The sequence below is a fragment of the Wolbachia endosymbiont (group B) of Parapoynx stratiotata genome (assembly GCF_947250635.1).
Lineage (GTDB): Bacteria > Pseudomonadota > Alphaproteobacteria > Rickettsiales > Anaplasmataceae > Wolbachia.
In genome coordinates this window covers 951,390-976,009 of the sequence record NZ_OX366335.1, presented here as the reverse complement: position 1 = coordinate 976,009, position 24,620 = coordinate 951,390, and the positions used below count along the sequence as shown (strand labels likewise).

Here is a 24,620-nt window from a genome sequence, read left to right as displayed (position 1 = left end):
ATATTAGTTTTCAATTCTTCTGTCAGTTAATTCTCACCTGTCAGATTAAGTTGTGTCTAGTACATGTATTGAGTCTTTTTGCTCTGAATCTAATTCACTTTCAAAATGAATATTGTGCTCTGCTAAAGCGTATTTTGTAATCTTTTGATCGGTATGATTTTCTACTTTGTAATCATGGGTAACGCTAAACCTTTCTAAAATTAGTTTGTGTTTTAAATTCCAACGTTGCCCTGAAAGTTTATCGTTTCCCAATACAAATTTATTTCCTTCTTCTTCTATGCTACCAACCGGAAAGCACGCATTTATTTCTCCTAAGTTCCAACTGTCCGATAATACTATCTGCGCTTTAGCAAATTTAATCGATGGTAATAAGCTTTGAGTTAGAGGATACAGGGCTTTTAAGTTATACCACTGATGATTTCTTTCATATATACCATTGTAATTCTTTGTATGAGTTTCTGTTTCTCCAAGTGCCGCTGCATTCAACCGATATATGTCATTACTAAATGCTTGCTCATAATGAATCCGAAAATTACCAAACTTAAAATTTGGATTTAAGCTTTTTAGCTCAAATGTATTCTTTCTACCGAATTACAGTACCGGTCCATCTTTTTCAATTTTTATCCCTGAGTAATCCGATAACAAACTTCCAAAAAAGCTTTCATCTAATATAAACCTATCAACGTTATAATAATCGTTAAAAATCCTCATTAGTCGCGATCTTGCTGGTAATGATAGTTTTGCCAATTCTACTACTGCATCTACGAAGAAGTCATTTGGAATGTCCTTTATCCCTATCTGCAGTTCAAAAAAATGTTTTCCAGGTGGCTCCTCAATGATTGTAATATCTTCTATATTTGACCACTTTAGTGCTATTTTGAGTGATGATGGAGTTCCTCTCAGTCTTTGAAATTTTACTCCTTCTACTACGGCTTTTCTTCTATCTTTTACCCAGCGCAGTATTTCTTCTAAGCCATATTCTTCTATTATCCACGGCAATGTTTCTTCTTTAAGACTAAACTTAAATCCTCTGATACAGTTTGGATCAACCCTATAATCTGTTGCATCTACTAGCGCTTTTCCTTGTTTTGTTGCGTTTAGTGGCAATAGCATTTTAAATTTCTCAAATTTGCACATTCGTTACCTAGCACCATAACATCCTCTCTTGGCTCGATTAATTCCACATTTTCTACACCATCTACAAATAGATTCGCTATTATCCACGATCTTGTTACACTCCACCCTAATCTTTTTGCTAATTCAAACTTCTTAATAAACTGCTTCTTGATTTCTTCCTCTGATATTATAGGACTTATGCTCATTCTGCTGTGGATATCTATTTCCATAATATTGCAACCAATTACTGTTACTGTATCAGTTAAAACCCTTATATCATCTCTAGTAGCCTGCTTTTTTACAATTTCAAGTAGTTCTTCTAACGCTATGGATAACTCCGTGGATAAAATTGAGATTTCTACACTTCCTGGCACTTTTGACTCAACCAGCGCATCCTTTACTCTTCTATCTGCTGACAGTGCATGATATCGATAGTGCTCTTTGCTTCCTCCTATGCTCCAACCTACTATTTTTGCTTTTACCCTCTTTCTAAATCTTTCATCATCTTCTTCTTTTTGCCTCTCTACTCCGTAAAACTCAGTCAAATTATCAACCGTTGCAAATTTCAGTAAATTACCCTTTACAGCTTCGTTTATCCTTTGTCTGAGTAAAAGTTCTCGCCATGCTGCTACCTCCAGAATCTTTATTGCTGGGTCACTTTCAACTAATGCTGTAAAACTTGCATCACACTTTACTAACTCTTCCTTCATTAGAGCAAAAATCTCTTCAAAGTTCAGTGGTTCAGGCTGCTGCATTTTTAAACAGCTACTCCATTAATATTTATGAACTTACCTTCTGAAAGATAGACACCTTCTAAATTCAATGTTACTCTCCCTTCTTTTACTCCTTCAACTTTTACTTTTTCTAACTTAAATCTCTTTTCCCATTTTTCCAAAGCTTCTGCAGTTGCTGCATATATCTTATATGTTAAAAACAAGTCTTTATAAGTATTAAGAAGTAGTAATATAAAGATGTATAGAGAAGAGGAACCGTCATAGATCTTGGTCATAAGGGACCGTATTGGAGCAAGGTTCTCTTCTCTGTTTATATACTGAATAGTTCCGAACAACTGATTGAGTTTTTAGGCTCGTATATAAGGGTGGAAAATGCAGTATTATATTATTCTTACGGAGGAATTATGAATTCATCAAATATCATTGCTGGCATTGATGTTAGCAAAAATAAGCTAGATATCCACATTCATCCACTTGGACATTATAAAGTATTTGAAAATGACGTTCAAGCTATTGATCAAATACTCGACTTTTTACGTTTGCATAATGTAACCAAAGTTGGACTTGAAGCAACTGGTGGGTACGAAAAATTATGTGCTTATACTTTACTAAGCCATGGTTTCGAAGTATATGTTATTCAACCTAGATGGGTTAGAGATTATGCAAAAAGCCTTGGTATCGCTACTAAAACTGATAAAATAGACTGCAGCATCATCTCACGTTATATCAATAATACAGATATGCGTGTTACTCCTTTAAAGGTTAGTAATATTGACAGTTTGAAGCAAAAGTTATCTCGCAGAAATCAATTAGTGGAAATGGCAAAAATACAAAAAACTCAAGCTCATCAAGTAACTGATATATCCATAATCAAACAAATGGAAGAACTACTTGCCATTTTGCAAAGTCAAATTCAAGTTTTAGAAGACGAGATGATAACATTGATTGAGCAAAGTCAAGAGCTTAAAGAAAAATACATATCAATAACTAGTATGCCAGGAGCAGGTAGAATCTTAGCTATTACTATGATCTGTTATCTACCAGAATTAGGAACTCTCCGACATAAAGAAATATCTAGCCTTTCTGGAGTTGCACCTTTTAATCGAGATAGTGGTTTTAGTAAAGGAAAAAGATGTATTCAAGGTGGTAGATCACAGATTAGAAGGGAACGTTCAAAAAAGTGTGTCAAACCGAAAAAAAAGTAATAAATTGATATAAAAAATGGAGGTTTGATATGGGTCAAGCAAATAGAACTACTGGTTTGGTAGATTATAAAGAATTAGAAACAAATATCCTGTCATCTATACGAGAAGGAAGACCATTGACAGGAAGAGATGGAGCATTAACACCGTTTATAAAAAGGTTGCTAGAGGCAAGTCTGGAAGGTGAAATAGAAAGCCACATGTCAGCTAAAAGTGAAGAAAATAACCGAAGAAATGGAAGGAATGCAAAAACTTTACGTACAAGTTCAGGCTCATTTGAACTATTAACACCAAGAGACAGAGAAGGAAGCTTTGAACCGCAAATAGTCAAAAAAAGGCAAACAAGCCTACATCCAGAACTTGAAGCAAAGGTCTTAAGCACATATGCCAGTGGCATGGGATACAGAGATATAGCTTCACATGTTGAGGAAATATATGACCACAAAATATCAGCAGCAGAGATATCCAGTATTACTGATAAACTGCTACCAGTAATCAATGAATGGCGCAGCCGCCCACTGCAATCAGTGTATCCAATAGTGTTTATGGATGGCATGTTCTTTAAGGTCAAGGAGGACGGACATTGTATAAGTAAATGCATGTATAATATATTGGGCATAAATCAAAATGGCAGAAAAGAAGTATTAGGTTTTTATTTGGCTGAAAGTGAAGGAGCTAACTTCTGGTTGGGAGTTCTAAATGACCTAAAAGAGCGAGGAGTAGAAGATATTCTAATTGCCTGCATTGATGGGCTAAAAAGCTTTCCTGCGGCTATAAATAGTGTGTTTCCTAAGGCAGAAGTACAGCTATGTATAGTGCATCAGATAAGGAATTCACTGAAATATGTATCTAGCAAAGATGTAAAAGTTTTCATGAATGATTTGAAAAAAATATATCGTGCTTCAAGTAAAGAGATCGCTGAGAATTATCTGCTTGAGCTGGAAGAAAAATGGGGAGAGAAGTATCCTTTAGTTATAAAATCCTGGCAGAACAATTGGGAAAACTTATCCAGTTATTTTAAGTATTCTGGGCAAGTTAGGAAGCTGATTTACACCACCAATCCAATTGAGGGGTTGCATAGACAAATCAGGAAATTTACTAAAACTAAGGGTTCATTTACTAGTACAAATGCCTTGTACAAACAGGTATATTGTGCTATAAAAAAGGTAGAGCAAAAGTGGATTATGGCTCTCCCTAATTGGGCTTTAACTATTTCTCAACTTGATATTTTCTTTCCAGATAGATTGAAAATTGAGTTGAACTAAAAATGCGGCTTGACACACTTTTTTGAACGTTCCCGATTAGAACAGTTTTACATATGTGTGTTCTTAGTGCACAAAAGTACAATTCTTATATAAGAATCTTCTTTGATAGGCTATACGATCAATACAAAAAACCATATAAAGTTGCTTCTACTGCTGCCATGAGAAAATTACTTATCCTTGCTAACTCTTTAATCAGAGATGGCAGGGTTTTTACTGAGGAATATAGCCCTAAAGCTGCTTAGATTGAAAATTAGTGTAGTTGTGGATAAGTGCGCTTACACAGACTGAAAGCACTTATCCACATCCACACTTCTTAAAAGAATTCAAATCAAATACTACAACTTAAATTACGTAAAATGTGTTAAAAGCATCTTTGGCTTTATAGTCCACTAAGTAAAAATTTATTTTTAGTATTTTTCTATTGACTTTTAACACAACTGCTCAAGTGTTAAATCTCTATTTATTGGTTTATCCACTAATTCAAATAGCCTAGACCCATAATCTCTCCTCATTATTCTACTGTTAATAGGAGTGGTTAATATATCAATGACTGATTGTTTTAAGTGTTCCAAACCTTCTAGCTCTTTTCCTGTTTCTTTGCTCATTCCCTTCATTATGTTCTTTTGTTTGAATACACTAAGAATTCACCATGTGGCACAAAACCTAATTTTAAATACATTGATAAACCTTCCTCCGAGGCTTGAAAACATGCATATTTATATCCCTGCTCTTTGATATAATTTAAAGCAAACTTTGTTATACTTGTTCCAAAACCTCTACATCTAAACTCTGGGTGAGTTATAATATCATATATTCCTGCAGTATTTCCCTTATTTAATATCACGCTTGCTGTAGCAACAGGTACATAATTGCAATATTTAACAAATAATTTTGTCTTACTATCTTTTATATATGGTTCTACCATCTTATAATATATTAATGCTTCTTTATCACCCGTAGAGGCTTTGTTGCATGGCTCAAGTAAAAAAAACTGGAAGTTACTGACAGAAATCATTATAAAACAGGTATTTAACCACCAATATGCCAGTCAAAATGAAGGTCAGTAACTGCTACGAATATAACAAATTTCTTCAAAAAAGAGGAAATGTTTTTCATTTTGTTAATCAAGCCATAGAAAATTGGTATGAAAATAGTCCAAAAGTTGCAGGTGGCAATAACATTTATAGTGATAAAGTTGTAATTTTGATACATATAGTAGTCCATTTTTTTAGGATTGGCTTAAGACAAGCAGTTGGTTTCGTAAAAGGTTGTATAGAGCAAATGGGAAAAGACCTCAAAGTCATTAGCTATACTCAAGCTTCTAGAAGATTCAAAAAGCTTAACTTGAAAATTGATGATTGTAGAATTGATAAAAATGGTATGGAAAACATTGAAATAGCTATAAATAGCACCAGTATTTGTATCTATAACAACACCCATCAACGTAATAAAGAAAATGCAAAAGTAAGAAAATATAATGGATATGATCAAGTAAGAAAGTTACATATTATTTTAAGTATAAATAATAAAAAAGTTATAGATATGAAGTACACTAATGGTACTACACTTGATTATCATGCGATATGTTAAAGGGAACAGTAGATAAATATAATATTTCATCTGTTCGCGCAGATGCAGCTTATGATAAAGCTAGTATGTATAAAGTGTGTAAAGGACATAATATAAAACCAATCATTCGACCAATAAAAGGTGCGAAAATCTATGAGAAAATTGATTATCAATTAGAAAGAAATAGCAACATTAATGTGATTAAATTATGTGAAAACTATGAGAACGGTATAAAGAAATGGACACAAGAAACAAAATATGGACTAAGATCCTTTGTTGAATGTTTTTTCTATAGGTTGAAAAAAACGTTTGGGTTTAGTCTCAAGAATAAATCTGAAATAAATCGTGAAAAAGAACTACTAATTAAGTGCTATTTGCTTAATAAATTTACTGATATAGGTATGGCTAAGTTCGAATTAGCTGCATGAATTTACTGTACCTACCTGCCTTATCAGGAGCTATGCAACAAAGCCATAACGGATCGCACCAATAAGCAGATTATCCTTAATTGGCCTACCATTAACAAATGTATAGATCATATCAGACTTACCAAGATTGACAGTTGACTTGCAGATGTGTCCTGTAAGTCTAATACCGTCTTCTTCTTCATTAATGCCCAGAGAATTATTCTGAAATTCCTTCTCTACTTCACATAGTCTACTAAATAACGAGGCCTGCTTAGCATATTTCAAAAGCTTTTTATTACCGGAAGTGAGAGTAAACCCAATACTATAGTTAATTATTGCTAAGTTATTTACAATATCAACAATGCTTTGTGTTTCTGCCCTTTCGGTTTTTAGAAATTTTAGTCTATTTGGTGTGGCAAAAAATAAGTCACGAACTTCAATATATGTACCCTTTAGCAAAGAACAAGGTGTAATCTCTCTTATTTTTTCTCCTCCCTCATACCTTATAGACCATGCTTCCTTTGCTCCACTTGCCTTAGATATTCTACTTACTGCTGCAATTGAATTCCCCCCTAAAGCCAAGATTTCTATTAACTCACTATCGCTTAATTTTGAAGTGGCATGCCTCATAAATGCTAGTTCTAGATCGCTCTTTTCTATTCCATTTCCATCATCTGTCACAATTATAAGGTTACGCCCACCACTTTCTATTTTGATCTCTATTTCTAGCATCTATTGCATTTTCTACTAATTCCTTTTGCTGGCCTCTCTATTACCTCTCCCGCTGCTATACGATTTATAGTTTTTGTGTCTAAAAGAATTATTGCCATGTTTACAACTCTCAGTCTGATCAGGATATAGCTTGAATATCAATGCGAATCAAGTTCTCTATTAAATAAGCCCTTTCATGAAGATCATTCTCTGATTAACATGTTGGAATTTAGTTGAATATTTCTTCAGAATTGTGTATAATTATTAGTGCTTTTTATCTTACTTTCTCATGGCTCTTTCGAAGTTCCTTGATGCTCGCAATGATATAGCTTTTCGTCGTATCTTTGGTACCGCAAAAAATAAAGATATTCTTATTCACTTTCTTAATGATATACTAGGTCTTACCGATGACAACAAGATTAAAGATGTCTCCTTTCTCAGTCCCATTCAAGACCCTGTCATCGCCTCTCAAAAGCAAAGTATTGTTGATGTTCTCTGTGTTGATTCTACAGGGGTCAAAACCATCATTGAGATGCAAGTCGCTAAAACTACTGGCTTTGAAAAACGTGCCCAATATTATGCCGCTAAGGCCTATTCAAGTCAAGCTGATGTAGGTGACCAGTATCATGATCTTAAAGGCGTTATCTTTATTGCCATTGCCGATTTTATCTTATTTCCTAATAAGCTGTCTTATAAGTCTGATCATGTTACTTTTGATAAGATAACTTTTGAACATGATCTCAAAGACTTTAGTTTTACTTTTATAGAGTTACCTAAATTTAAAAAAAGAGAAGATCAATTAGAAAATATAGTAGAGAAATGGTGTTATTTTTTTAAACACGCCGGTGAAACAAGTGAAGAGGATCTAAAAAAAATAATAGGAAGTGATTTAATTATTGGCAGGGCTTATGATGAGCTGAACCAATATAATTGGAGTAAAGAAGAACGTCTTGCTTACGATCAAGCTAAGAAACGTACCGATGATTATTTATCTAGTCTTGAAGAAAAACTTCATGAAGGCATCCAAATCGGCCATCAAAAAGGTAAAATTGAAGGTAAAATTGAAGGTAAAATTGAAGGTAAAATTGAAGGTAAAATTGAAGGTAAAATTGAAGGTAAAATTGAAGGTAAAATTGAAGGTAAAATTGAAGGTAAAATTGAAGGTAAAATTGAAGTTGCCAAAAACTCACTCAAGGCCGGTGTCTCTATTGATGTTATCGCTGAAATAACTGGCCTTTCTTTGGATGAGATTCAAAAATTAAGAAGTTAATTTAACCTTAAACTTCTATCCTGAGTAAAATCACTTTGAGGTCTTGAATTTATTCGCCCATCATTAATCTGTTCCGTACGTATAGCTCTTTTCACAATAATCCGAACGTATCGTAATACGCTACTGGCCCACTATCGTCATAAATACATATCTTATCACGTTCGAACTATTATAAGAAAGGCTATACTTCTTGGCACACCTTACATTTTTGTGATTACTAACTTTTATCATCTGTGCTCTCTAAAATATTTATTTCTTAACCACTCCTTTTTAGCTTTCCTCCCTCTTTTCACCTCCTATCGACCTACTCTTCTCAAAACTTTTTCTCTTAATTTTGCTATAGGATTAATAAACTCAGTGCTTGGCGAAACAATTTCTTCAGTAGTAAAAGGCTTGACGTTTTTCTCAAGATCATTTTTAACTTCATTTGCTTTATCAACAACACTATTGATAATTTTTTTATCTTCTTCTGAGCTTTGCTTATTTTTTGTTGCACAAGAAGAGTCACCAAGCAGTGGAGAGATAACATAATCTGCAGCTTCGGGAACGTTCAAAAAAGTGTGTCAAGCCGCATTTTTAGTTCAACTCAATTTTCAATCTATCTGGAAAGAAAATATCAAGTTGAGAAATAGTTAAAGCCCAATTAGGGAGAGCCATAATCCACTTTTGCTCTACCTTTTTTATAGCACAATATACCTGTTTGTACAAGGCATTTGTACTAGTAAATGAACCCTTAGTTTTAGTAAATTTCCTGATTTGTCTATGCAACCCCTCAATTGGATTGGTGGTGTAAATCAGCTTCCTAACTTGCCCAGAATACTTAAAATAACTGGATAAGTTTTCCCAATTGTTCTGCCAGGATTTTATAACTAAAGGATACTTCTCTCCCCATTTTTCTTCCAGCTCAAGCAGATAATTCTCAGCGATCTCTTTACTTGAAGCACGATATATTTTTTTCAAATCATTCATGAAAACTTTTACATCTTTGCTAGATACATATTTCAGTGAATTCCTTATCTGATGCACTATACATAGCTGTACTTCTGCCTTAGGAAACACACTATTTATAGCCGCAGGAAAGCTTTTTAGCCCATCAATGCAGGCAATTAGAATATCTTCTACTCCTCGCTCTTTTAGGTCATTTAGAACTCCCAACCAGAAGTTAGCTCCTTCACTTTCAGCCAAATAAAAACCTAATACTTCTTTTCTGCCATTTTGATTTATGCCCAATATATTATACATGCATTTACTTATACAATGTCCGTCCTCCTTGACCTTAAAGAACATGCCATCCATAAACACTATTGGATACACTGATTGCAGTGGGCGGCTGCGCCATTCATTGATTACTGGTAGCAGTTTATCAGTAATACTGGATATCTCTGCTGCTGATATTTTGTGGTCATATATTTCCTCAACATGTGAAGCTATATCTCTGTATCCCATGCCACTGGCATATGTGCTTAAGACCTTTGCTTCAAGTTCTGGATGTAGGCTTGTTTGCCTTTTTTTGACTATTTGCGGTTCAAAGCTTCCTTCTCTGTCTCTTGGTGTTAATAGTTCAAATGAGCCTGAACTTGTACGTAAAGTTTTTGCATTCCTTCCATTTCTTCGGTTATTTTCTTCACTTTTAGCTGACATGTGGCTTTCTATTTCACCTTCCAGACTTGCCTCTAGCAACCTTTTTATAAACGGTGTTAATGCTCCATCTCTTCCTGTCAATGGTCTTCCTTCTCGTATAGATGACAGGATATTTGTTTCTAATTCTTTATAATCTACCAAACCAGTAGTTCTATTTGCTTGACCCATATCAAACCTCCATTTTTTATATCAATTTATTACTTTTTTTTCGGTTTGACACACTTTTTTGAACGTTCCCAAGGAATTCACTGAAATATGTATCTAGCAAAGATGTAAAAGTTTTCATGAATGATTTGAAAAAAATATATCGTGCTTCAAGTAAAGAGATCGCTGAGAATTATCTGCTTGAGCTGGAAGAAAAATGGGGAGAGAAGTATCCTTTAGTTATAAAATCCTGGCAGAACAATTGGGAAAACTTATCCAGTTATTTTAAGTATTCTGGGCAAGTTAGGAAGCTGATTTACACCACCAATCCAATTGAGGGGTTGCATAGACAAATCAGGAAATTTACTAAAACTAAGGGTTCATTTACTAGTACAAATGCCTTGTACAAACAGGTATATTGTGCTATAAAAAAGGTAGAGCAAAAGTGGATTATGGCTCTCCCTAATTGGGCTTTAACTATGTCTCAACTTGATATTTTCTTTCCAGATAGATTGAAAATTGAGTTGAACTAAAAATGCGGCTTGACACACTTTTTTGAACGTTCCCATTTGGAATATTAAGCAGATTATTACGTACAACTCTTGCTACATTAAATGCTTCGTTTTTCACTTCCTCTACTGCTACAAGCTCTCCTATTTCAGCCTTAGCTTTCGCCTCAAGCAGTTTACCTCGTTCCATTTCATTTTTTATTCGCGTTTTTAGCAACATTGTGGAAAGTTTTTCTCCGTTTTCTGAATAGTTTTTTCTTCTCAATGGTTGACTTGGATCTCTTATTGCTGCCACCGCTTCATTTGCCTGTTCTCTATTGATCAAACCATTCTCCAACTCAACTATTCCTTTTTTTACTAAATAACAGACATATTGCTTTGAAAATCCTTGTTCTCTTGCCCATTCTGTTTGTGTTATTAATTTCACTTTTTTTGCTCCTTTTTTTCTTCTTGAATCTCTTGAAAAGTTTTACCAGCACCAGAAAGAATTGCCTCCCTGCCTGTATACACTTGCCAACGTTTTATCGTTACATCTACAAACTTTGAATCTAGCTCTATTGTTCTACAAATTCTTCCTGTTCTCTCACATGCAATCAGTGTGCTGCCAGAACCGCTAAATGGATCAAGTACTATGTCTCCAGATCTGCTGCTGTTTACTATCGCTCTCTCCATTAGCTCTACTGGCTTCATCGTTGGATGTAGTGTATTATGTGTTGGCTTATCATAAAACCAGAGGTCACTTTGATTTCTACCTCCATACCACTCACGTTTATTGCCACTTTTCCATCCATAAAGCATTGCTTCGTATTGTCTTTGATAATCTGATCTTCCTAGCGTAAAGTGATTCTTTGCCCAAATGATAAATGTTGACCAACGACCACCTGCTTCCTCAAATGCTTTTTGCAACGTCGAAAACTCTGATGATGATGTGCAGATGTAAATTGCACCTTTCGTATATGCTAAAATATTGGAACAGATGTAGTAGAGAAAAAGTTCGTACTTTTCACCTTGATTATCGTTTAATATCTTTTTGTCTTCTCTCTCTTGACTGTTACCATATGCTACGTTATACGGAGGATCACACACAGTAATATCTGCCATTTTATCATCTAACAGCGCTTTATATGATTCAACTACAGAGCTATCACCACAATAGATTCTATGATTTCCTAAAATCCAAAGATCACCTGGTTTTGTTACTTTTTTATCATCAATAGCTAAGTCAGAAAGATCTTCTTTTTCACCGTCAAAATCATCGAGAAACCGTTGAACTTTTTCTAATTCAAATCCTGTCATTTTTAAGTCAAACTGCAAATCTTCTAGCTCTTGAATTTCCACTCTCAAAAGATCATCATCCCACTTTGCCCAGTTAGCTGATTGATTAGCAAGTAGTCGAAAAGCTTTAGTTTGTGGTTCATTTAAATTATCACTTAAGACCACTGGTATACTTTCCATACCAAGTTTTCTTGCTGCTTTAAGTCTTAAATGACCATCAACCACAGTACCATCACTTTTTGCAACTATTGGTATACGAAAGCCGAATTCCCTGATTGAAGCACACATTCTATTTACTACATCGTCATTTTTACGTGGATTACGCTCATATTCGATGAGATTTTGAGTAGGATAATAGTGGATTGCTAAATTCATATCTTGATAGTTAAAAAGTTAATATTTAAAATATGTCTGACGCTAAAGAAGGCCTGGGGTCGAACCCACCAAACCCGCCAGTATGGCCGAAAGGACCCACTTTCTATGGGCTTTTTGATATGTTAAAATCTTTACTAATATTCATAACGTAAAACATTAATGCCAAAGCATCTGCTTGATTATCATCTCTAGGTGAAAAACTTTTTTCACGTATCGCTTCAATAACTTCACTCTTACTTGCATTGCCTTTGCCTGTGATAAAGCGTTTTATAGTCTTAACAGGAACGCTCTGATAGGGAATATGATTCTCTTCACACCAAGCAGACAAATGTGCCAAGAAACCTCCGTAGCAATGAGCAGCATCAGTTCCTAAGTGTCTTCTAACTTCCTCAAAATAAACTGTTTCAATACTTGGAAATTTTTCCTTCATTTCATTTAGCCAGCTACGAAAATTTAAGAAGTGCATTCCACCACCACTAAACCGACTAGTATGAAAACTCTCACTTCCACTTTGAATTACTCCGTTGTGAAGAATAGACCATCCTGTTTGTTTGCCTAGATCTAGTGTTAGGGTTGACATTTGCTATTATTAAAATTACAAGTAGCACTTACTCCAAAATATCGTCTGGTTTCTGCAAAATACACTAGAAATTCATAGGTTTTTGTAGGCCAACAACGAGAATTATGTGCTACTGCAGAAAGTTGTTTTCTTGTTATATATATTCACCAAAATTACGAAAACTGTTCACTTTTTTTTTGCAAAGGATAAAAACCTTGTTAAACTTGTCTGCAGGTTTGTTTTATAACAGTAGAATTACTAAGGATAGCTTTTATTTGAGTTTAAAGGCTATTATAGACGTTCTTTGGTGAGCAGTGATAGTTTTTTCCCTAAAGTCACATCTAGCTTTAAAACACAGTTTTTGCCTTATTAAAAAAATATAAATTCTCAATTACGTAAAAGCCTAGATTTCTTTTGCTTTCTGTTTTCCAACTTTTCTGTTTGAAGCACATCTACACTCAATGCCCCTATACTAATATATACCGGATTTCTTACTACTTTTTCCGGGATTTTTTGAAAAAAAGTTAAAATAATTTTAAGACAGCTAAGGAATTAAAGAGCTTTGAAGACCAGCTATATCTTTTACAGCAGCTTCTTTGCTATTTGAGTTGAGAGGAGATTACACGAGCTTTTGATTTACAACCCCTATCTAGATAACGCTATAATAGCCCTCTAAAACGTTTTTAAGAATGGTGCTACAATGGAGACAATTGAAATGGGCTATGTAAAACTTTATTTTTTAATTTCAAGGGGGGTGTCCCCATCCTTCAGAAAGCCCTATATCTCTGCTTTTTATCTTTTTTAGATAGTCAGATGGGTTCTTACTACCTGTCAGAAAAGCTATTACTTCTGTTATTACGTACCACCATTCTCCATCGTGTAATACTCTAGTAAAATTGCTATTATCAAAAGCAGTAGTTTCAATATCTCCCTCTTTTAAAGTTAAAGTATCAGTCATAGGCAACCTCTATAAGTTAAGAATAAACATAAAAACTAAAAGACACTATTTTTAAGTCAGAAAAACCATTACTTACAATTTAATAATTTTCCAAAATCAATTATGTGTGAAAAGTAACCACTATCTATAACATCATCACTTACATCATTAACGTGGATAAGGACTGGACGACATGAAAAGCCTTTTGGACGATTTAGTGTATCTATTTTCTTTTGTACCTCTTGTATTATTGAATGACCAATTTTATCTTTTGAAAATTTGATTTCGCAAATGTAGAGAGTGTTAAACTTCGTTTGAATCATATAATCAATTTGACAACCTGCACTATTACGCGTTCTCTTCTGAAAAAATGGATTCTCGCTTATTATTCCATCAATTCCTAAGATATTATGTATACTCTTTCTATTGTTCAGCACCAAATTTTCAAATTGAAGCCCAATAATTGTATACCACTCTGGTAAGAACCCTATAGAATAGGTGTCACGATTAATTTTCCCTAGATCTTTTTCAATATATTTTAAATAAAACCTTAAATAATTATCTTGAAGTCTGTATCTCCTGAGTCGTGAATCAGTACCAGTTTTTATACTCCAAGTATGATCTTTTGCAATAAAACCAGCAAGCTCAAGCTCATGTAGATACTCAGAAATGCGTCCATGTCTTACGATATTTAAAGTAGCACAAATTTCTTCTTGTTCTTTAGCTCCAGTAGAAAGAGCTCTGACTATTTGCTTATAAAAAGCCGTTTTTCGCATGAATAAATCTGAGAATATTTGATTAAATTCTTCAACTAAAAACCCACCTTTTGTAAAACAAAGCCTTTTAATATTTTCTTCAGCGCTATGTTTAAAATTTACCTCCTCTAAATACTTTGGAATTCCGCCAGTTACTGCAAGCACCTTGAACTTTTCATATGCTGAAATATTTTTTGGCCAAAATTCGTTGCAATCAGAAAGTGATAATTCTCCGAGTGTTAAAGTTAACGATATTCTTCCTACGAAGCCAGTACTACTAAGTATATTTTTCTCGATCCATGATGAAGCTGATCCACAAACAACGAAAATTAGCTTGTTATTATTTTTTAGCTGCGTATCCCAAAAATTTTTTATTTTGCCTAAAAAGGTTGGATCTTTTGAGCCCATCCAAGAAATTTCATCAAACAGCAATAATGTTTTTCCTGATAGTAGACGTTCACCAACTGCCCATAGTAAATCGCTCCAGTCATCATACCTAGCAAAAGATGTATTAAATTGTCTAGCAACTTGTCTAGAAAATTCATTAAGTTGGTAGGACATTGTAGTATGCTTTTCTGGTGGCAAACCTATAAAGGAGTAATATTGTTCAAAATACTTACCAAACTCTTGAATTAAACGACTTTTTCCTATACGACGCCTTCCTTTGACTACTACAAAAGATGCAGTATTTTTTTCTGTAAGCTCCAGTAATTGCTTTAACTCAGTTTTCCTACCAATAAATGATGGAGACATAAAATACGAAATATAAATCTTTGTCTCCGTTATACTAGATAAAACTGGAGACGTAAATAAATAAATTTAGATCTTTGTCTCCATCTTGAACTATTGAGAGGGTTTTGTAGCTTATGTTTATGGCAGCAACTTTTTTCCTTTAGCTTCATCTACAAATTATTTATAGAGATTACCTAAAGACTCAACTTAAGAATTTTAGATAAAAGTCGTTATATCTCAATAAGACCTCCAAAACCAGCTCTTGTTTCACCTAAATTACAAAAACTTTTCACTTTTTTGAAAAAAATGTTTTACAACGAATAAAAAGCGTGATAGGGTACAATAAGGGTTTTTTTATAACAAGTAAAACTTTAAAGCAAGAAATAATTTAGAAATGCCTCATAATCGAGTTTTAAGCTACCCTACGTGAGTAACTTAGGTCTTGGTGGTATAATTGTACCCTGAGGTTGTAGAATCGCTTTAAAATCCAATTACGGTTCATTTGTTTTATCAGATAATTTTGAAAGAGAGCTTTATACGTATCCATAGCTTATTATTGTAGACTGGTTAGTAACCGAACAGAGTAGTATGTTTTAAAGTCATACTACTATATTATTATTATATAATAATAGGAAATTTTGGAAACTGGAGACTGGTCAAAACTCCTCAATACTCCTAAGCTTTTTGCCACCTAAACCAGATTACAGCTCAGAAATCTGTCAACCATTAAACCATTGAAAATCTAGCATTTTTTTACTACCAGAAAGTACCAGATCTCATAAACTGCACCAGATTCTGCCAAGACTGAAGAGTTCTGGAGTCTGAGAGCCTGTCTTCAAACTCAAGAATAGGCTAATTTGTGAAGCATAATAGTGATCATATTAAAGAAAATATTGTTTTTTGAGGTAAGAGGAGAATGCTCGTAATCTTTGCTCATGCGTCTAAAATTCAGGCAAAAGTTCTTTCAACAATCCAACGCTTAGGAATAACTTGAAATCCTGTATCAACTACTTTCTTGGTAATCGTTAACAAACATCCAGTTTCCAATAAACAGCGGTTTTGTAATTTACCCATATATCCTTGATCAGCAAAAAACTTACGTAGATTTGCACTTAGCTTGAGCAAAAAGATTTAGAGCACCATCACGATCTTGAATGCTTGCTCTGTGTACTTCAGCAGTAATTACAAGACCTGCAGTGTCTACAATAATATGGCGTTTCCTGCCCTTTATTTTTTTGCCAGCATCATACCCTCTGGATCCCCTTTTTGAGTAGTTTTTACTGATTGACTGTCAATTATTCCTACCGATGGAGTTTCTTTCTTACCAATTATTTTTCTTACTTTTTTAACTAGAAAATCGGGAACGTTCAAAAAAGTGTGTCAAACCGAAAAAAAAGTAATAAATTGATATAAAAAATGGAGGTTTGATATGGGTCAAGCAAATAGAACTACTGGTTTGGTAGATTATAAAGAATTAGAAACAAATATCCTGTCATCTATACGAGAAGGAAGACCATTGACAGGAAGAGATGGAGCATTAACACCGTTTATAAAAAGGTTGCTAGAGGCAAGTCTGGAAGGTGAAATAGAAAGCCACATGTCAGCTAAAAGTGAAGAAAATAACCGAAGAAATGGAAGGAATGCAAAAACTTTACGTACAAGTTCAGGCTCATTTGAACTATTAACACCAAGAGACAGAGAAGGAAGCTTTGAACCGCAAATAGTCAAAAAAAGGCAAACAAGCCTACATCCAGAACTTGAAGCAAAGGTCTTAAGCACATATGCCAGTGGCATGGGATACAGAGATATAGCTTCACATGTTGAGGAAATATATGACCACAAAATATCAGCAGCAGAGATATCCAGTATTACTGATAAACTGGGAACGTTCAAAAAAGTGTGTCAAGCCGCATTTTTAGTTCAACTCAATTTTCAATCTATCTGGAAAGAAAATATCAAGTTGAGAAATAGTTAAAGCCCAATTAGGGAGAGCCATAATCCACTTTTGCTCTACCTTTTTTATAGCACAATATACCTGTTTGTACAAGGCATTTGTACTAGTAAATGAACCCTTAGTTTTAGTAAATTTCCTGATTTGTCTATGCAACCCCTCAATTGGATTGGTGGTGTAAATCAGCTTCCTAACTTGCCCAGAATACTTAAAATAACTGGATAAGTTTTCCCAATTGTTCTGCCAGGATTTTATAACTAAAGGATACTTCTCTCCCCATTTTTCTTCCAGCTCAAGCAGATAATTCTCAGCGATCTCTTTACTTGAAGCACGATATATTTTTTTCAAATCATTCATGAAAACTTTTACATCTTTGCTAGATACATATTTCAGTGAATTCCTTATCTGATGCACTATACATAGCTGTACTTCTGCCTTAGGAAACACACTATTTATAGCCGCAGGAAAGCTTTTTAGCCCATCAATGCAGGCAATTAGAATATCTTCTACTCCTCGCTCTTTTAGGTCATTTAGAACTCCCAACCAGAAGTTAGCTCCTTCACTTTCAGCCAAATAAAAACCTAATACTTCTTTTCTGCCATTTTGATTTATGCCCAATATATTATACATGCATTTACTTATACAATGTCCGTCCTCCTTGACCTTAAAGAACATGCCATCCATAAACACTATTGGATACACTGATTGCAGTGGGCGGCTGCGCCATTCATTGATTACTGGTAGCAGTTTATCAGTAATACTGGATATCTCTGCTGCTGATATTTTGTGGTCATATATTTCCTCAACATGTGAAGCTATATCTCTGTATCCCATGCCACTGGCATATGTGCTTAAGACCTTTGCTTCAAGTTCTGGATGTAGGCTTGTTTGCCTTTTTTTGACTATTTGCGGTTCAAAGCTTCCTTCTCTGTCTCTTGGTGTTAATAGTTCAAATGAGCCTGAACTTGTACGTAAAGTTTTTGCATTCCTTCCATTTCTTCGGTTATTTTCTTCACTTTTAGCTGACATGTGGCTTTCTATTTCACCTTCCAGACTTGCCTCTAGCAACCTTTTTATAAACGGTGTTAATGCTCCATCTCTTCCTGTCAATGGTCTTCCTTCTCGTATAGATGACAGGATATTTGTTTCTAATTCTTTATAATCTACCAAACCAGTAGTTCTATTTGCTTGACCCATATCAAACCTCCATTTTTTATATCAATTTATTACTTTTTTTTCGGTTTGACACACTTTTTTGAACGTTCCCTTTATCACAACTTGTATCACATAATTTACAAAATGCATCGATTGAGCTGGTAAAACAAGGTCTTTATTTGCCTTCTTTTGAAGCAAGGAATGTGAAAATTAATGGTAAGTGTACTGCAATTACACGTGGCTTATCTCAAGCTTTACTTTTACAGAGTAGCAAGTCATTTTTGAGTAATTTAAAAACTTCAGCCAAAATTTATGAGCGTGTAGCACAGGGTAAGCAGATATCTAAAAGAGAAGAAAGAGAAGTTTTTGCTTTTAGTAATTTACTTGACAGTTTTGAACAACAGCTAGATTCTGCTAGAAATAGTCTACCTTTAAGCTTGATTCACACTAAGTGCTACAAAACACTGAGTGATTTATCAAATTATATAGCTGGTGATTTTGCTATTCATTTAGTAACAAGTAATCATGTAGTTGCCGTTTATAGAACAGGGGATAACTATGCTTATTTTGATAGTAATACGGCGTTTGTTTCTGGGTTAGAAAGCATCGATCAGCTGATAGAAGTTGTAAAAAAAGGTACTGACTATGAAATGGGAGAAAAAGGCTTTCTTGTTGAACACTTTGATATTGAGCGAGCTAATAAGCTATTATCGAATGGAGATAGACAAGTTCTGACAAAAGAAATAAAAACAGAGCATCAACTTCTAGCAGAGCAGGATAAGGAGTTTGGTCTTATTAAGATTAATGATCGAGAATTATCTAGAGTACAGCTATATGACTTTGGAACTAAAATTCATGTAGAAGGCGGCGTACCTTTACTTATCAATGCCGATATGAATTCAAGTAGCAAAAAATTCCAAGATCATCTGAATAAAAAAGAAGTGAGCATGACAGCTAGAGAATATCTTGGCAACCTTAAAAACAGCAAGAATATAGAAGAAGTAGTACAAGCAACAAAAGTAATTCCTTTCATAGGTTCAAAACGTGAAATTGAAGAAGCGGAGTGGACACGTAATTTCAAGTTCTCTTTAGTTTTCACTAACAATAATCAACAGAAAAGTCAATTTTCAGAAGCTACTGGCGAAATAAACGGTAAACCTGAATCTTATTTGAGTGATATAAGGATAAGTAACCAATTAGAAAAAAACATTAGCTTCTAGACTAATCTGCAAAAGTTTGGATAATCAGTCTTAGTGGATTTTCACTTAGCCTTATCTTCTTGTACCGATCCATAAGTCTGCTTTGAATCCGCCTTAACATCTCTTCGCATCCTGGTGGATCAAAAATTACCGCGCTTGCATGATAAGCAGTTTTTTCAAAATCAGTACTTGCAACAAAATAATCACCCTCTTTTACAAGATACTTTGCAGAAAAAGAAGTAATTGGTGCAAGCCACGCACCTAACGAGTGCCCTGTGATAAACAGTTGTATATTTGATCCTTTTTTCTCGTTAATTTCTTTAAGAACACTGATGATCTTGTCAGTAAATGTAACTGCAGAGTCAATTTGATAAACATGTTGATTTAATAAAACACCGTTAAGATCTGCAGTAGCACCACCAAAATTTTTAGTGCCACTATGGACAATGATAACTTGTTGAGTATCTGGGTTCCAATATGCTGCACCAAAATAACCACTCGTAGCACCTTGAGTTATTGCATTGACGGGAGCATTTAAAATGGTTTTAAAGAGTCCACCAGACCTTTCTTCAACAGTTAGCAGCTGCCAATTGCCTAATCCAGGTACTGCTTCTCCGTGTGAATATTGGCCTGTGCTATTTCTCTTCTCGCCTTTGTAAATTCTATTTGCAAGTGATGCTAAGACGTAGTTATTTGGATAAGAAATTGGCTCTTTTAACGCATCAAGTTTGTCTTTCAAGTTTTCAACATCAACTGGTTTTATTAAATCAGTTATTGCTTTTTTCAATTTATCTTTACTGTTTAATTTACTATATTTTTTAACTTTTTCAATACTTAACTCCAACTTCTTATCTACTCTTAATTCTCTTGATAAAATTGGTTGTTCTGTTTTTTGTTCTGCAGCTTGCATAGAACACCTCACTTTTGACAATCGACATTAATTATATTGATGTAATTATAGCACGCAAGCTTTTTTTAACATAAATTGTTAAGAAGTTTTGCCTCAAATGCTTTTTAGTTGACTCTATTCTACAGGGTAGTCATAATATATTATTTAATCACAAGATTTAAGGGGAATACTATGGGTCTGCTACACGAAATATTAGAAACACTAAATAATAACCCAAATTTAAACTCAAGTAATATAGTTGAAAAAATAAAACAAGAGTTTGAAGGGAAAATGAATGAATTGTACCCAAAGTGGGATACTCACAAGCATGAATATAAGCTATGTAAAAAAGAATACGAATCATGGCAAGAAAGTGGGTTCTCGTTAGACCATGGTTTTAAGGAAGGTGGTAAATTACTTCACTTAGCTGCTAAATGTAACTATTTCAATGTAATAAAGTGCCTAAAGGATAGGAAAGCAGACATTAATATACACAATTGGCGCAGATATACCCCTTTACATGAAGCCGTTGAAGATGGACGCCAAGAAATGGTACAATTTTTGTTCGAAAACGGAGCAGATATTAATGCAAAAACTGGACCGAGCGGAGAGACTCCTTTACATCTTGCTGTTGCAAAAGGAAATGCAGAAATAATAAGGCTACTTATAGAAAAAGGGGCGGGTATTAATGCAGGTGATAAAAATGAGAATACTCCTCTACATTATGCAGGAGATATAAGGATAGCTAGGTTATTAGTAGCAAACGGAGCAAATGTTAATGCAAAAAGTAAAAGTGACCCTCCTTATTCTACGGGCTCTACTCCTTTACACTATGCTGCGAATGCGGATGGCTTTGTTGCATAGCTCCTGATAAGGCAGGTAGGTACAGTAAATTCATGCAGCTAATTCGAACTTAGCCATACCTATATCAGTAAATTTATTAAGCAAATAGCACTTAATTAGTAGTTCTTTTTCACGATTTATTTCAGATTTATTCTTGAGACTAAACCCAAACGTTTTTTTCAACCTATAGAAAAAACATTCAACAAAGGATCTTAGTCCATATTTTGTTTCTTGTGTCCATTTCTTTATACCGTTCTCATAGTTTTCACATAATTTAATCACATTAATGTTGCTATTTCTTTCTAATTGATAATCAATTTTCTCATAGATTTTCGCACCTTTTATTGGTCGAATGATTGGTTTTATATTATGTCCTTTACACACTTTATACATACTAGCTTTATCATAAGCTGCATCTGCGCGAACAGATGAAATATTATATTTATCTACTGTTCCCTTTAACATATCGCATGATAATCAAGTGTAGTACCATTAGTGTACTTCATATCTATAACTTTTTTATTATTTATACTTAAAATAATATGTAACTTTCTTACTTGATCATATCCATTATATTTTCTTACTTTTGCATTTTCTTTATTACGTTGATGGGTGTTGTTATAGATACAAATACTGGTGCTATTTATAGCTATTTCAATGTTTTCCATACCATTTTTATCAATTCTACAATCATCAATTTTCAAGTTAAGCTTTTTGAATCTTCTAGAAGCTTGAGTATAGCTAATGACTTTGAGGTCTTTTCCCATTTGCTCTATACAACCTTTTACGAAACCAACTGCTTGTCTTAAGCCAATCCTAAAAAAATGGACTACTATATGTATCAAAATTACAACTTTATCACTATAAATGTTATTGCCACCTGCAACTTTTGGACTATTTTCATACCAATTTTCTATGGCTTGATTAACAAAATGAAAAACATTTCCTCTTTTTTGAAGAAATTTGTTATATTCGTAGCAGTTACTGACCTTCATTTTGACTGGCATATTGGTGGTTAAATACCTGTTTTATAATGATTTCTGTCAGTAACTTCCAGTTTTTTTTACTTGAGCCATGCAACAAAGCCAGCCGTCAGAAGAAGATCAAGCAGTAACGAAGAGCTTAGCAGCAGCATGTAGTACTGTACGCGTAAAATTGTTTGACCATATTATCATCACAAGTGGAGGCTATTTCAGCTTTCGAGAAAACGGATTGTTATAGTAGGAAGTATTTGCAAAACTACTCACTATAATTTATACTGAGTAATAGAGTGTATAAACTAAGATTTATATACTTAAAAAGTATTTTTAATATGGGGGTTATATTACTAGTAAAGACAAGTTATTGAAGAAAATATTTGGTGCTCTTGAAGGCGTTGATATAAAGCAGTCTAAGTTTGTGAGCAAAATTAATAATCAGAAGGAGATAAAACCGGAAGATACAATGCCTTTCCCTAGCAGAAACGTTCACGAAAACAAAATCAACTATGGAAAAGGACTTGACTACATATATGGCACAAAACCTTTGAATAATCAAGCAGATTATCCAGAAGGGTTGAATCCATTTGCTTCAGCTTTGCAAAAAATAAAGCCAAGTGCAGAAAAGTTGAGCTGGCTTAAAAGTGCTGTGGTAAGAGCAAAAAGTCCAAATGAACTGCACAAGGCTGTAGACGAAGCGCTAGCTGCTGGAGCAAGGCTAAATGCATGTAATGAGGGAGAGTGGAGATACTGTCTTTATTGTCAACAAGTTATTTAGCTATAAAACAACAAAAAATTTATCTGCATTTTCTATAAATTAGTGTAACTGTGGATAAATACTTTAAGTGTGTGTGGACGTAGTGTGCCGTAGAGACACAAAGAATGGTCAGAAATGAGCAAACTGAGTGTTTAAGCTACGAAATAGATGAGGGTAGGTCCCTCAAAGTCGGTTTGCAAGAGCAGGCTTTAAATAACCATAAGCTGCTTTGGTAAAGAGCTAAATATTTTGCTTTTTCTGTAAAAAGTTTACTAGCTTCTCCATATATACATATAGATTATTTAACTCTAAGGTGTTACTATTAACATATTGATTAAAGTCAACTTCCATATTTTCTGTAAGTTATAGAGCTGCTAATTATAGCATAAATTTAAATAATTGTCAACCTTATGAACAACTAACTTTACTTCTTTTTAACCTGATACCTATGCTTTGTTTCAAATTTCCATCAAAAAGTAACATTACCCCCTCCAGTCAACCTTTCTGCTTCATTTCGTGAAATCAATGCCTCAATAAATTCATCTAGTTCACCTTCTTTTATAATCTGTTCTAGTCGATGTGAAGTGAGATTAATTCTATGATCTGTTATTCTTGATTGTGGAAAGTTATAAGTTCTTATACGTTCAGAGCGATCTCCAGAACCAATTTGGCTTTTCCTCATTGTTGACCTTTCCATTTCTTTTTTTTGTCTTTCAATTTCGTATAGCCTTGCTCTCAACACTTTGAGCGCTTTAGCCTTATTTTTGTGCTGCGATTTTTCATCTTGCTGTATTACAACTATCCCTGTTGGCAAGTGGGTGACCCTTACTGCGCTGTCAGTTGTATTCACTGATTGCCCTCCAGGACCACTGGATCTATAAACATCTATGCGTAAATCTTTTTCTTCTATTTCAAAGTCAACCTCTTCTACTTCAGGTAATATTGCAACAGTAGCTGCGGAAGTGTGCAATCTTCCTGAGGATTCAGTTTCTGGCACTCTTTGTACTCTGTGCACCCCTGACTCAAATTTCAGTCTTGCAAAAACTTCTGTTCCATTAATGAGTGCAGAAGCTTCCTTATAGCCACCTATACCTGTATTAGAAATACTTATTGGCTCAAACTTCCAATTTCTTCTTTCTGCATATTTTTGATACATACGAAATAACATCGCTGCAAATAATGCTGCTTCTTCTCCGCCTGTGCCTGCTCTAATTTCTAATATTGCATTTCTTGAGTCATCTTCATCTTTGGGTAATAATGCCAACTTTAGTTTTGCTTTTACTTTCGGTAATACTATCTTTTGCTTCTCAAGAAGTTCTTCTTTTGCTAACTCTTTTATATCACCATCGCTGTTCTCATCTTTCATGATTTCTTCTAAATCTGAAATTTCCTCTTTTAATATATTATATTCATCGATTATCTCGATAATTGGTCTGAGTTCAGAGTATTCCTTTGAAAAACTAACGAATTCTTTTTGACTCAAATTGGTAGGGTTTTCCAGATTTCTCTCTACATCAGAAAACTTTTTTTTTAAGTCTTGTAAATTATTCTCTATATCCATATAGTACAGGTCTAGTTTTCAGCTGTTTAAGTAAGTAATATATACTGAAATAAAAAATTTCTTATATCAAGCAATAACACTATAATT

At 34.1% G+C, this 24,620-nt stretch carries 21 protein-coding genes and 10 pseudogenes; 11 read left to right on the top strand and 20 right to left on the bottom strand.

Annotation, left to right across the window (positions count from 1 at the left end):
* Nucleotides 1–45 precede the first annotated feature (45 nt).
* The 3 genes and pseudogenes from OOT12_RS04465 to OOT12_RS04455 form a co-directional block, all read right to left on the bottom strand.
* Nucleotides 46–1,113 (bottom strand): annotated as a pseudogene (locus tag OOT12_RS04465) (phage tail protein).
* Nucleotides 1,098–1,871: a baseplate assembly protein gene (locus OOT12_RS04460; protein WP_264374732.1), complete on the bottom strand. Its 774-nt coding sequence runs from the start codon at nt 1,869–1,871 to the stop codon at nt 1,098–1,100. The pseudogene OOT12_RS04465 and the gene OOT12_RS04460 overlap by 16 nt, the downstream one beginning before the upstream one ends.
* 2 nt (nt 1,872–1,873) lie before the next feature.
* A pseudogene (locus tag OOT12_RS04455) lies at nt 1,874–2,044 on the bottom strand (GPW/gp25 family protein); the annotation flags it as partial.
* Between the two features lie 171 nt (nt 2,045–2,215).
* On the opposite strand from OOT12_RS04455, the gene OOT12_RS04450 reads away from it, so the two are divergent.
* From OOT12_RS04450 to OOT12_RS04440, 3 genes are read left to right on the top strand one after another with little or no spacing between them, the layout of a single operon-like run.
* On the top strand, nt 2,216–3,055 hold the full coding sequence (locus OOT12_RS04450) for an IS110 family transposase (RefSeq protein WP_264685185.1): 840 nt from the start codon (nt 2,216–2,218) through the stop codon (nt 3,053–3,055).
* A 29-nt stretch (nt 3,056–3,084) separates the two neighbouring features.
* Nucleotides 3,085–4,317: an IS256 family transposase gene (locus OOT12_RS04445; protein ID WP_264685173.1), complete on the top strand. Its 1,233-nt coding sequence runs from the start codon at nt 3,085–3,087 to the stop codon at nt 4,315–4,317.
* 53 nt (nt 4,318–4,370) lie between these two features.
* Nucleotides 4,371–4,559, top strand: coding sequence for a hypothetical protein (locus tag OOT12_RS04440; RefSeq protein ID WP_264685184.1), 189 nt, complete (start codon nt 4,371–4,373; stop codon nt 4,557–4,559).
* A gap of 198 nt (nt 4,560–4,757) precedes the next feature.
* On the opposite strand, the pseudogene OOT12_RS04435 reads toward OOT12_RS04440, so the two are convergent.
* Both OOT12_RS04435 and OOT12_RS04430 read right to left on the bottom strand, forming a co-directional pair.
* Nucleotides 4,758–4,931: pseudogene (locus OOT12_RS04435) on the bottom strand (GPW/gp25 family protein); the annotation flags it as partial.
* Nucleotides 4,931–5,242 (bottom strand): GNAT family N-acetyltransferase, encoded by a 312-nt coding sequence (locus tag OOT12_RS04430; RefSeq protein WP_264374734.1) that lies wholly within the window; start codon nt 5,240–5,242, stop codon nt 4,931–4,933. The gene OOT12_RS04430 and the pseudogene OOT12_RS04435, both read right to left, overlap by 1 nt.
* 116 nt (nt 5,243–5,358) lie before the next feature.
* Between OOT12_RS04430 and OOT12_RS07475 the strand changes: the two are divergent.
* Nucleotides 5,359–6,314 (top strand): annotated as a pseudogene (locus tag OOT12_RS07475) (IS5 family transposase).
* Between the two features lie 39 nt (nt 6,315–6,353).
* Here OOT12_RS07475 and mutL read toward each other — a convergent pair.
* Nucleotides 6,354–7,123, bottom strand: a pseudogene (mutL, locus tag OOT12_RS04415) (DNA mismatch repair endonuclease MutL); the annotation flags it as partial.
* Nucleotides 7,124–7,293: 170 nt separating this feature from the next.
* Here mutL and OOT12_RS04410 point away from each other — a divergent pair.
* Nucleotides 7,294–8,274 (top strand): Rpn family recombination-promoting nuclease/putative transposase, encoded by a 981-nt coding sequence (locus tag OOT12_RS04410; protein WP_264685183.1) that lies wholly within the window; start codon nt 7,294–7,296, stop codon nt 8,272–8,274.
* A gap of 296 nt (nt 8,275–8,570) precedes the next feature.
* Here the strand turns inward: OOT12_RS04410 and OOT12_RS04405 are convergent, their stop codons facing one another.
* Complete coding sequence (locus OOT12_RS04405) at nt 8,571–8,828, bottom strand: hypothetical protein (RefSeq protein WP_264685182.1); 258 nt, start codon at nt 8,826–8,828, stop codon at nt 8,571–8,573.
* Nucleotides 8,829–8,850: 22 nt separating this feature from the next.
* Nucleotides 8,851–10,083 (bottom strand): IS256 family transposase, encoded by a 1,233-nt coding sequence (locus OOT12_RS04400; protein WP_264685173.1) that lies wholly within the window; start codon nt 10,081–10,083, stop codon nt 8,851–8,853.
* A 71-nt stretch (nt 10,084–10,154) separates the two neighbouring features.
* Between OOT12_RS04400 and OOT12_RS04395 the strand changes: the two are divergent.
* Nucleotides 10,155–10,592, top strand: a pseudogene (locus OOT12_RS04395) (transposase); the annotation flags it as partial.
* On the opposite strand, the gene OOT12_RS04390 reads toward OOT12_RS04395, so the two are convergent.
* The 8 genes from OOT12_RS04390 to OOT12_RS04355 form a co-directional block, all read right to left on the bottom strand.
* On the bottom strand, nt 10,537–10,995 hold the full coding sequence (locus OOT12_RS04390; protein ID WP_264685181.1) for a hypothetical protein: 459 nt from the start codon (nt 10,993–10,995) through the stop codon (nt 10,537–10,539). The pseudogene OOT12_RS04395 and the gene OOT12_RS04390 overlap by 56 nt on opposite strands.
* Nucleotides 10,992–12,218, bottom strand: coding sequence for a DNA modification methylase (locus tag OOT12_RS04385; protein WP_264374890.1), 1,227 nt, complete (start codon nt 12,216–12,218; stop codon nt 10,992–10,994). Before OOT12_RS04385 ends, OOT12_RS04390 begins: the two co-directional genes overlap by 4 nt.
* A 103-nt stretch (nt 12,219–12,321) precedes the next feature.
* Nucleotides 12,322–12,798: a RuvC family protein gene (locus OOT12_RS04380; RefSeq protein ID WP_262986406.1), complete on the bottom strand. Its 477-nt coding sequence runs from the start codon at nt 12,796–12,798 to the stop codon at nt 12,322–12,324.
* A 724-nt stretch (nt 12,799–13,522) separates the two neighbouring features.
* A complete protein-coding gene (locus OOT12_RS04375) occupies nt 13,523–13,735 on the bottom strand; it encodes a BRO-N domain-containing protein (protein ID WP_264376217.1) in 213 nt (70 codons plus the stop codon).
* A gap of 68 nt (nt 13,736–13,803) precedes the next feature.
* Nucleotides 13,804–15,222 (bottom strand): AAA family ATPase, encoded by a 1,419-nt coding sequence (locus OOT12_RS04370; protein WP_264374892.1) that lies wholly within the window; start codon nt 15,220–15,222, stop codon nt 13,804–13,806.
* Nucleotides 15,223–16,149: 927 nt separating this feature from the next.
* The gene (locus OOT12_RS04365) at nt 16,150–16,275 is read right to left on the bottom strand and encodes a hypothetical protein (protein ID WP_264377132.1); all 126 of its coding nucleotides are present in this window, start codon (nt 16,273–16,275) and stop codon (nt 16,150–16,152) included.
* 22 nt (nt 16,276–16,297) lie between these two features.
* Nucleotides 16,298–16,408, bottom strand: coding sequence for a hypothetical protein (locus tag OOT12_RS07375; RefSeq protein ID WP_406721094.1), 111 nt, complete (start codon nt 16,406–16,408; stop codon nt 16,298–16,300).
* A gap of 20 nt (nt 16,409–16,428) precedes the next feature.
* On the bottom strand, nt 16,429–16,572 hold the full coding sequence (locus OOT12_RS04355) for a hypothetical protein (protein WP_264685411.1): 144 nt from the start codon (nt 16,570–16,572) through the stop codon (nt 16,429–16,431).
* Between the two features lie 58 nt (nt 16,573–16,630).
* On the opposite strand from OOT12_RS04355, the pseudogene OOT12_RS04350 reads away from it, so the two are divergent.
* A pseudogene (locus tag OOT12_RS04350) lies at nt 16,631–17,083 on the top strand (transposase); the annotation flags it as partial.
* Between the two features lie 33 nt (nt 17,084–17,116).
* Here OOT12_RS04350 and OOT12_RS04345 read toward each other — a convergent pair.
* Complete coding sequence (locus OOT12_RS04345) at nt 17,117–18,349, bottom strand: IS256 family transposase (RefSeq protein ID WP_264685173.1); 1,233 nt, start codon at nt 18,347–18,349, stop codon at nt 17,117–17,119.
* Between the two features lie 161 nt (nt 18,350–18,510).
* On the opposite strand from OOT12_RS04345, the gene OOT12_RS04340 reads away from it, so the two are divergent.
* Nucleotides 18,511–19,527 carry a hypothetical protein gene (locus OOT12_RS04340; protein WP_264685180.1) on the top strand — a complete coding sequence of 339 codons (1,017 nt, stop codon included), beginning with the start codon at nt 18,511–18,513 and terminating at the stop codon, nt 19,525–19,527.
* A 1-nt stretch (nt 19,528) separates the two neighbouring features.
* On the opposite strand, the gene OOT12_RS04335 is transcribed toward OOT12_RS04340, so the two are convergent.
* Nucleotides 19,529–20,416, bottom strand: a complete 888-nt coding sequence (locus tag OOT12_RS04335; protein WP_264375284.1) for a lipase family protein — start codon at nt 20,414–20,416, stop codon at nt 19,529–19,531.
* Nucleotides 20,417–20,587: 171 nt separating this feature from the next.
* Between OOT12_RS04335 and OOT12_RS04330 the strand changes: the two genes are divergently transcribed.
* On the top strand, nt 20,588–21,259 hold the full coding sequence (locus OOT12_RS04330) for an ankyrin repeat domain-containing protein (protein ID WP_264375285.1): 672 nt from the start codon (nt 20,588–20,590) through the stop codon (nt 21,257–21,259).
* 30 nt (nt 21,260–21,289) lie between these two features.
* Here the strand turns inward: OOT12_RS04330 and OOT12_RS07470 are convergent.
* A pseudogene (locus OOT12_RS07470) lies at nt 21,290–22,245 on the bottom strand (IS5 family transposase).
* A gap of 79 nt (nt 22,246–22,324) precedes the next feature.
* Here OOT12_RS07470 and OOT12_RS04315 point away from each other — a divergent pair.
* Nucleotides 22,325–22,459: pseudogene (locus OOT12_RS04315) on the top strand (JAB domain-containing protein); the annotation flags it as partial.
* A gap of 102 nt (nt 22,460–22,561) precedes the next feature.
* Nucleotides 22,562–22,975 (top strand): annotated as a pseudogene (locus OOT12_RS04310) (hypothetical protein); the annotation flags it as partial.
* A gap of 466 nt (nt 22,976–23,441) precedes the next feature.
* On the opposite strand, the gene prfA reads toward OOT12_RS04310, so the two are convergent.
* Nucleotides 23,442–24,533, bottom strand: a complete 1,092-nt coding sequence (prfA, locus tag OOT12_RS04305; protein ID WP_007302826.1) for a peptide chain release factor 1 — start codon at nt 24,531–24,533, stop codon at nt 23,442–23,444.
* Nucleotides 24,534–24,620: the final 87 nt, after the last annotated feature.

Excerpts from the sequence above, each read along its gene's own strand:
- prfA (WP_007302826.1), bottom strand. The coding sequence starts at position 24,533 with ATGGATATAGAGAATAATTTACAAGACTTAAAAAAAAAGTTTTCTGAT.
- OOT12_RS04370 (WP_264374892.1), bottom strand. The coding sequence starts at position 15,222 with ATGTCTCCATCATTTATTGGTAGGAAAACTGAGTTAAAGCAATTACTG.
- OOT12_RS04410 (WP_264685183.1), top strand. The coding sequence starts at position 7,294 with ATGGCTCTTTCGAAGTTCCTTGATGCTCGCAATGATATAGCTTTTCGT.
- OOT12_RS04335 (WP_264375284.1), bottom strand. The coding sequence starts at position 20,416 with ATGCAAGCTGCAGAACAAAAAACAGAACAACCAATTTTATCAAGAGAA.
- OOT12_RS04445 (WP_264685173.1), top strand. The coding sequence starts at position 3,085 with ATGGGTCAAGCAAATAGAACTACTGGTTTGGTAGATTATAAAGAATTA.
- OOT12_RS04385 (WP_264374890.1), bottom strand. The coding sequence starts at position 12,218 with ATGAATTTAGCAATCCACTATTATCCTACTCAAAATCTCATCGAATAT.
- OOT12_RS04400 (WP_264685173.1), bottom strand. The coding sequence starts at position 10,083 with ATGGGTCAAGCAAATAGAACTACTGGTTTGGTAGATTATAAAGAATTA.
- OOT12_RS04345 (WP_264685173.1), bottom strand. The coding sequence starts at position 18,349 with ATGGGTCAAGCAAATAGAACTACTGGTTTGGTAGATTATAAAGAATTA.
- OOT12_RS04380 (WP_262986406.1), bottom strand. The coding sequence starts at position 12,798 with ATGTCAACCCTAACACTAGATCTAGGCAAACAAACAGGATGGTCTATT.
- OOT12_RS04375 (WP_264376217.1), bottom strand. The coding sequence starts at position 13,735 with ATGACTGATACTTTAACTTTAAAAGAGGGAGATATTGAAACTACTGCT.
- OOT12_RS04430 (WP_264374734.1), bottom strand. The coding sequence starts at position 5,242 with ATGGTAGAACCATATATAAAAGATAGTAAGACAAAATTATTTGTTAAA.
- OOT12_RS04365 (WP_264377132.1), bottom strand. The coding sequence starts at position 16,275 with ATGGGTAAATTACAAAACCGCTGTTTATTGGAAACTGGATGTTTGTTA.
- OOT12_RS04440 (WP_264685184.1), top strand. The coding sequence starts at position 4,371 with ATGTGTGTTCTTAGTGCACAAAAGTACAATTCTTATATAAGAATCTTC.
- OOT12_RS04460 (WP_264374732.1), bottom strand. The coding sequence starts at position 1,871 with ATGCAGCAGCCTGAACCACTGAACTTTGAAGAGATTTTTGCTCTAATG.
- OOT12_RS04330 (WP_264375285.1), top strand. The coding sequence starts at position 20,588 with ATGGGTCTGCTACACGAAATATTAGAAACACTAAATAATAACCCAAAT.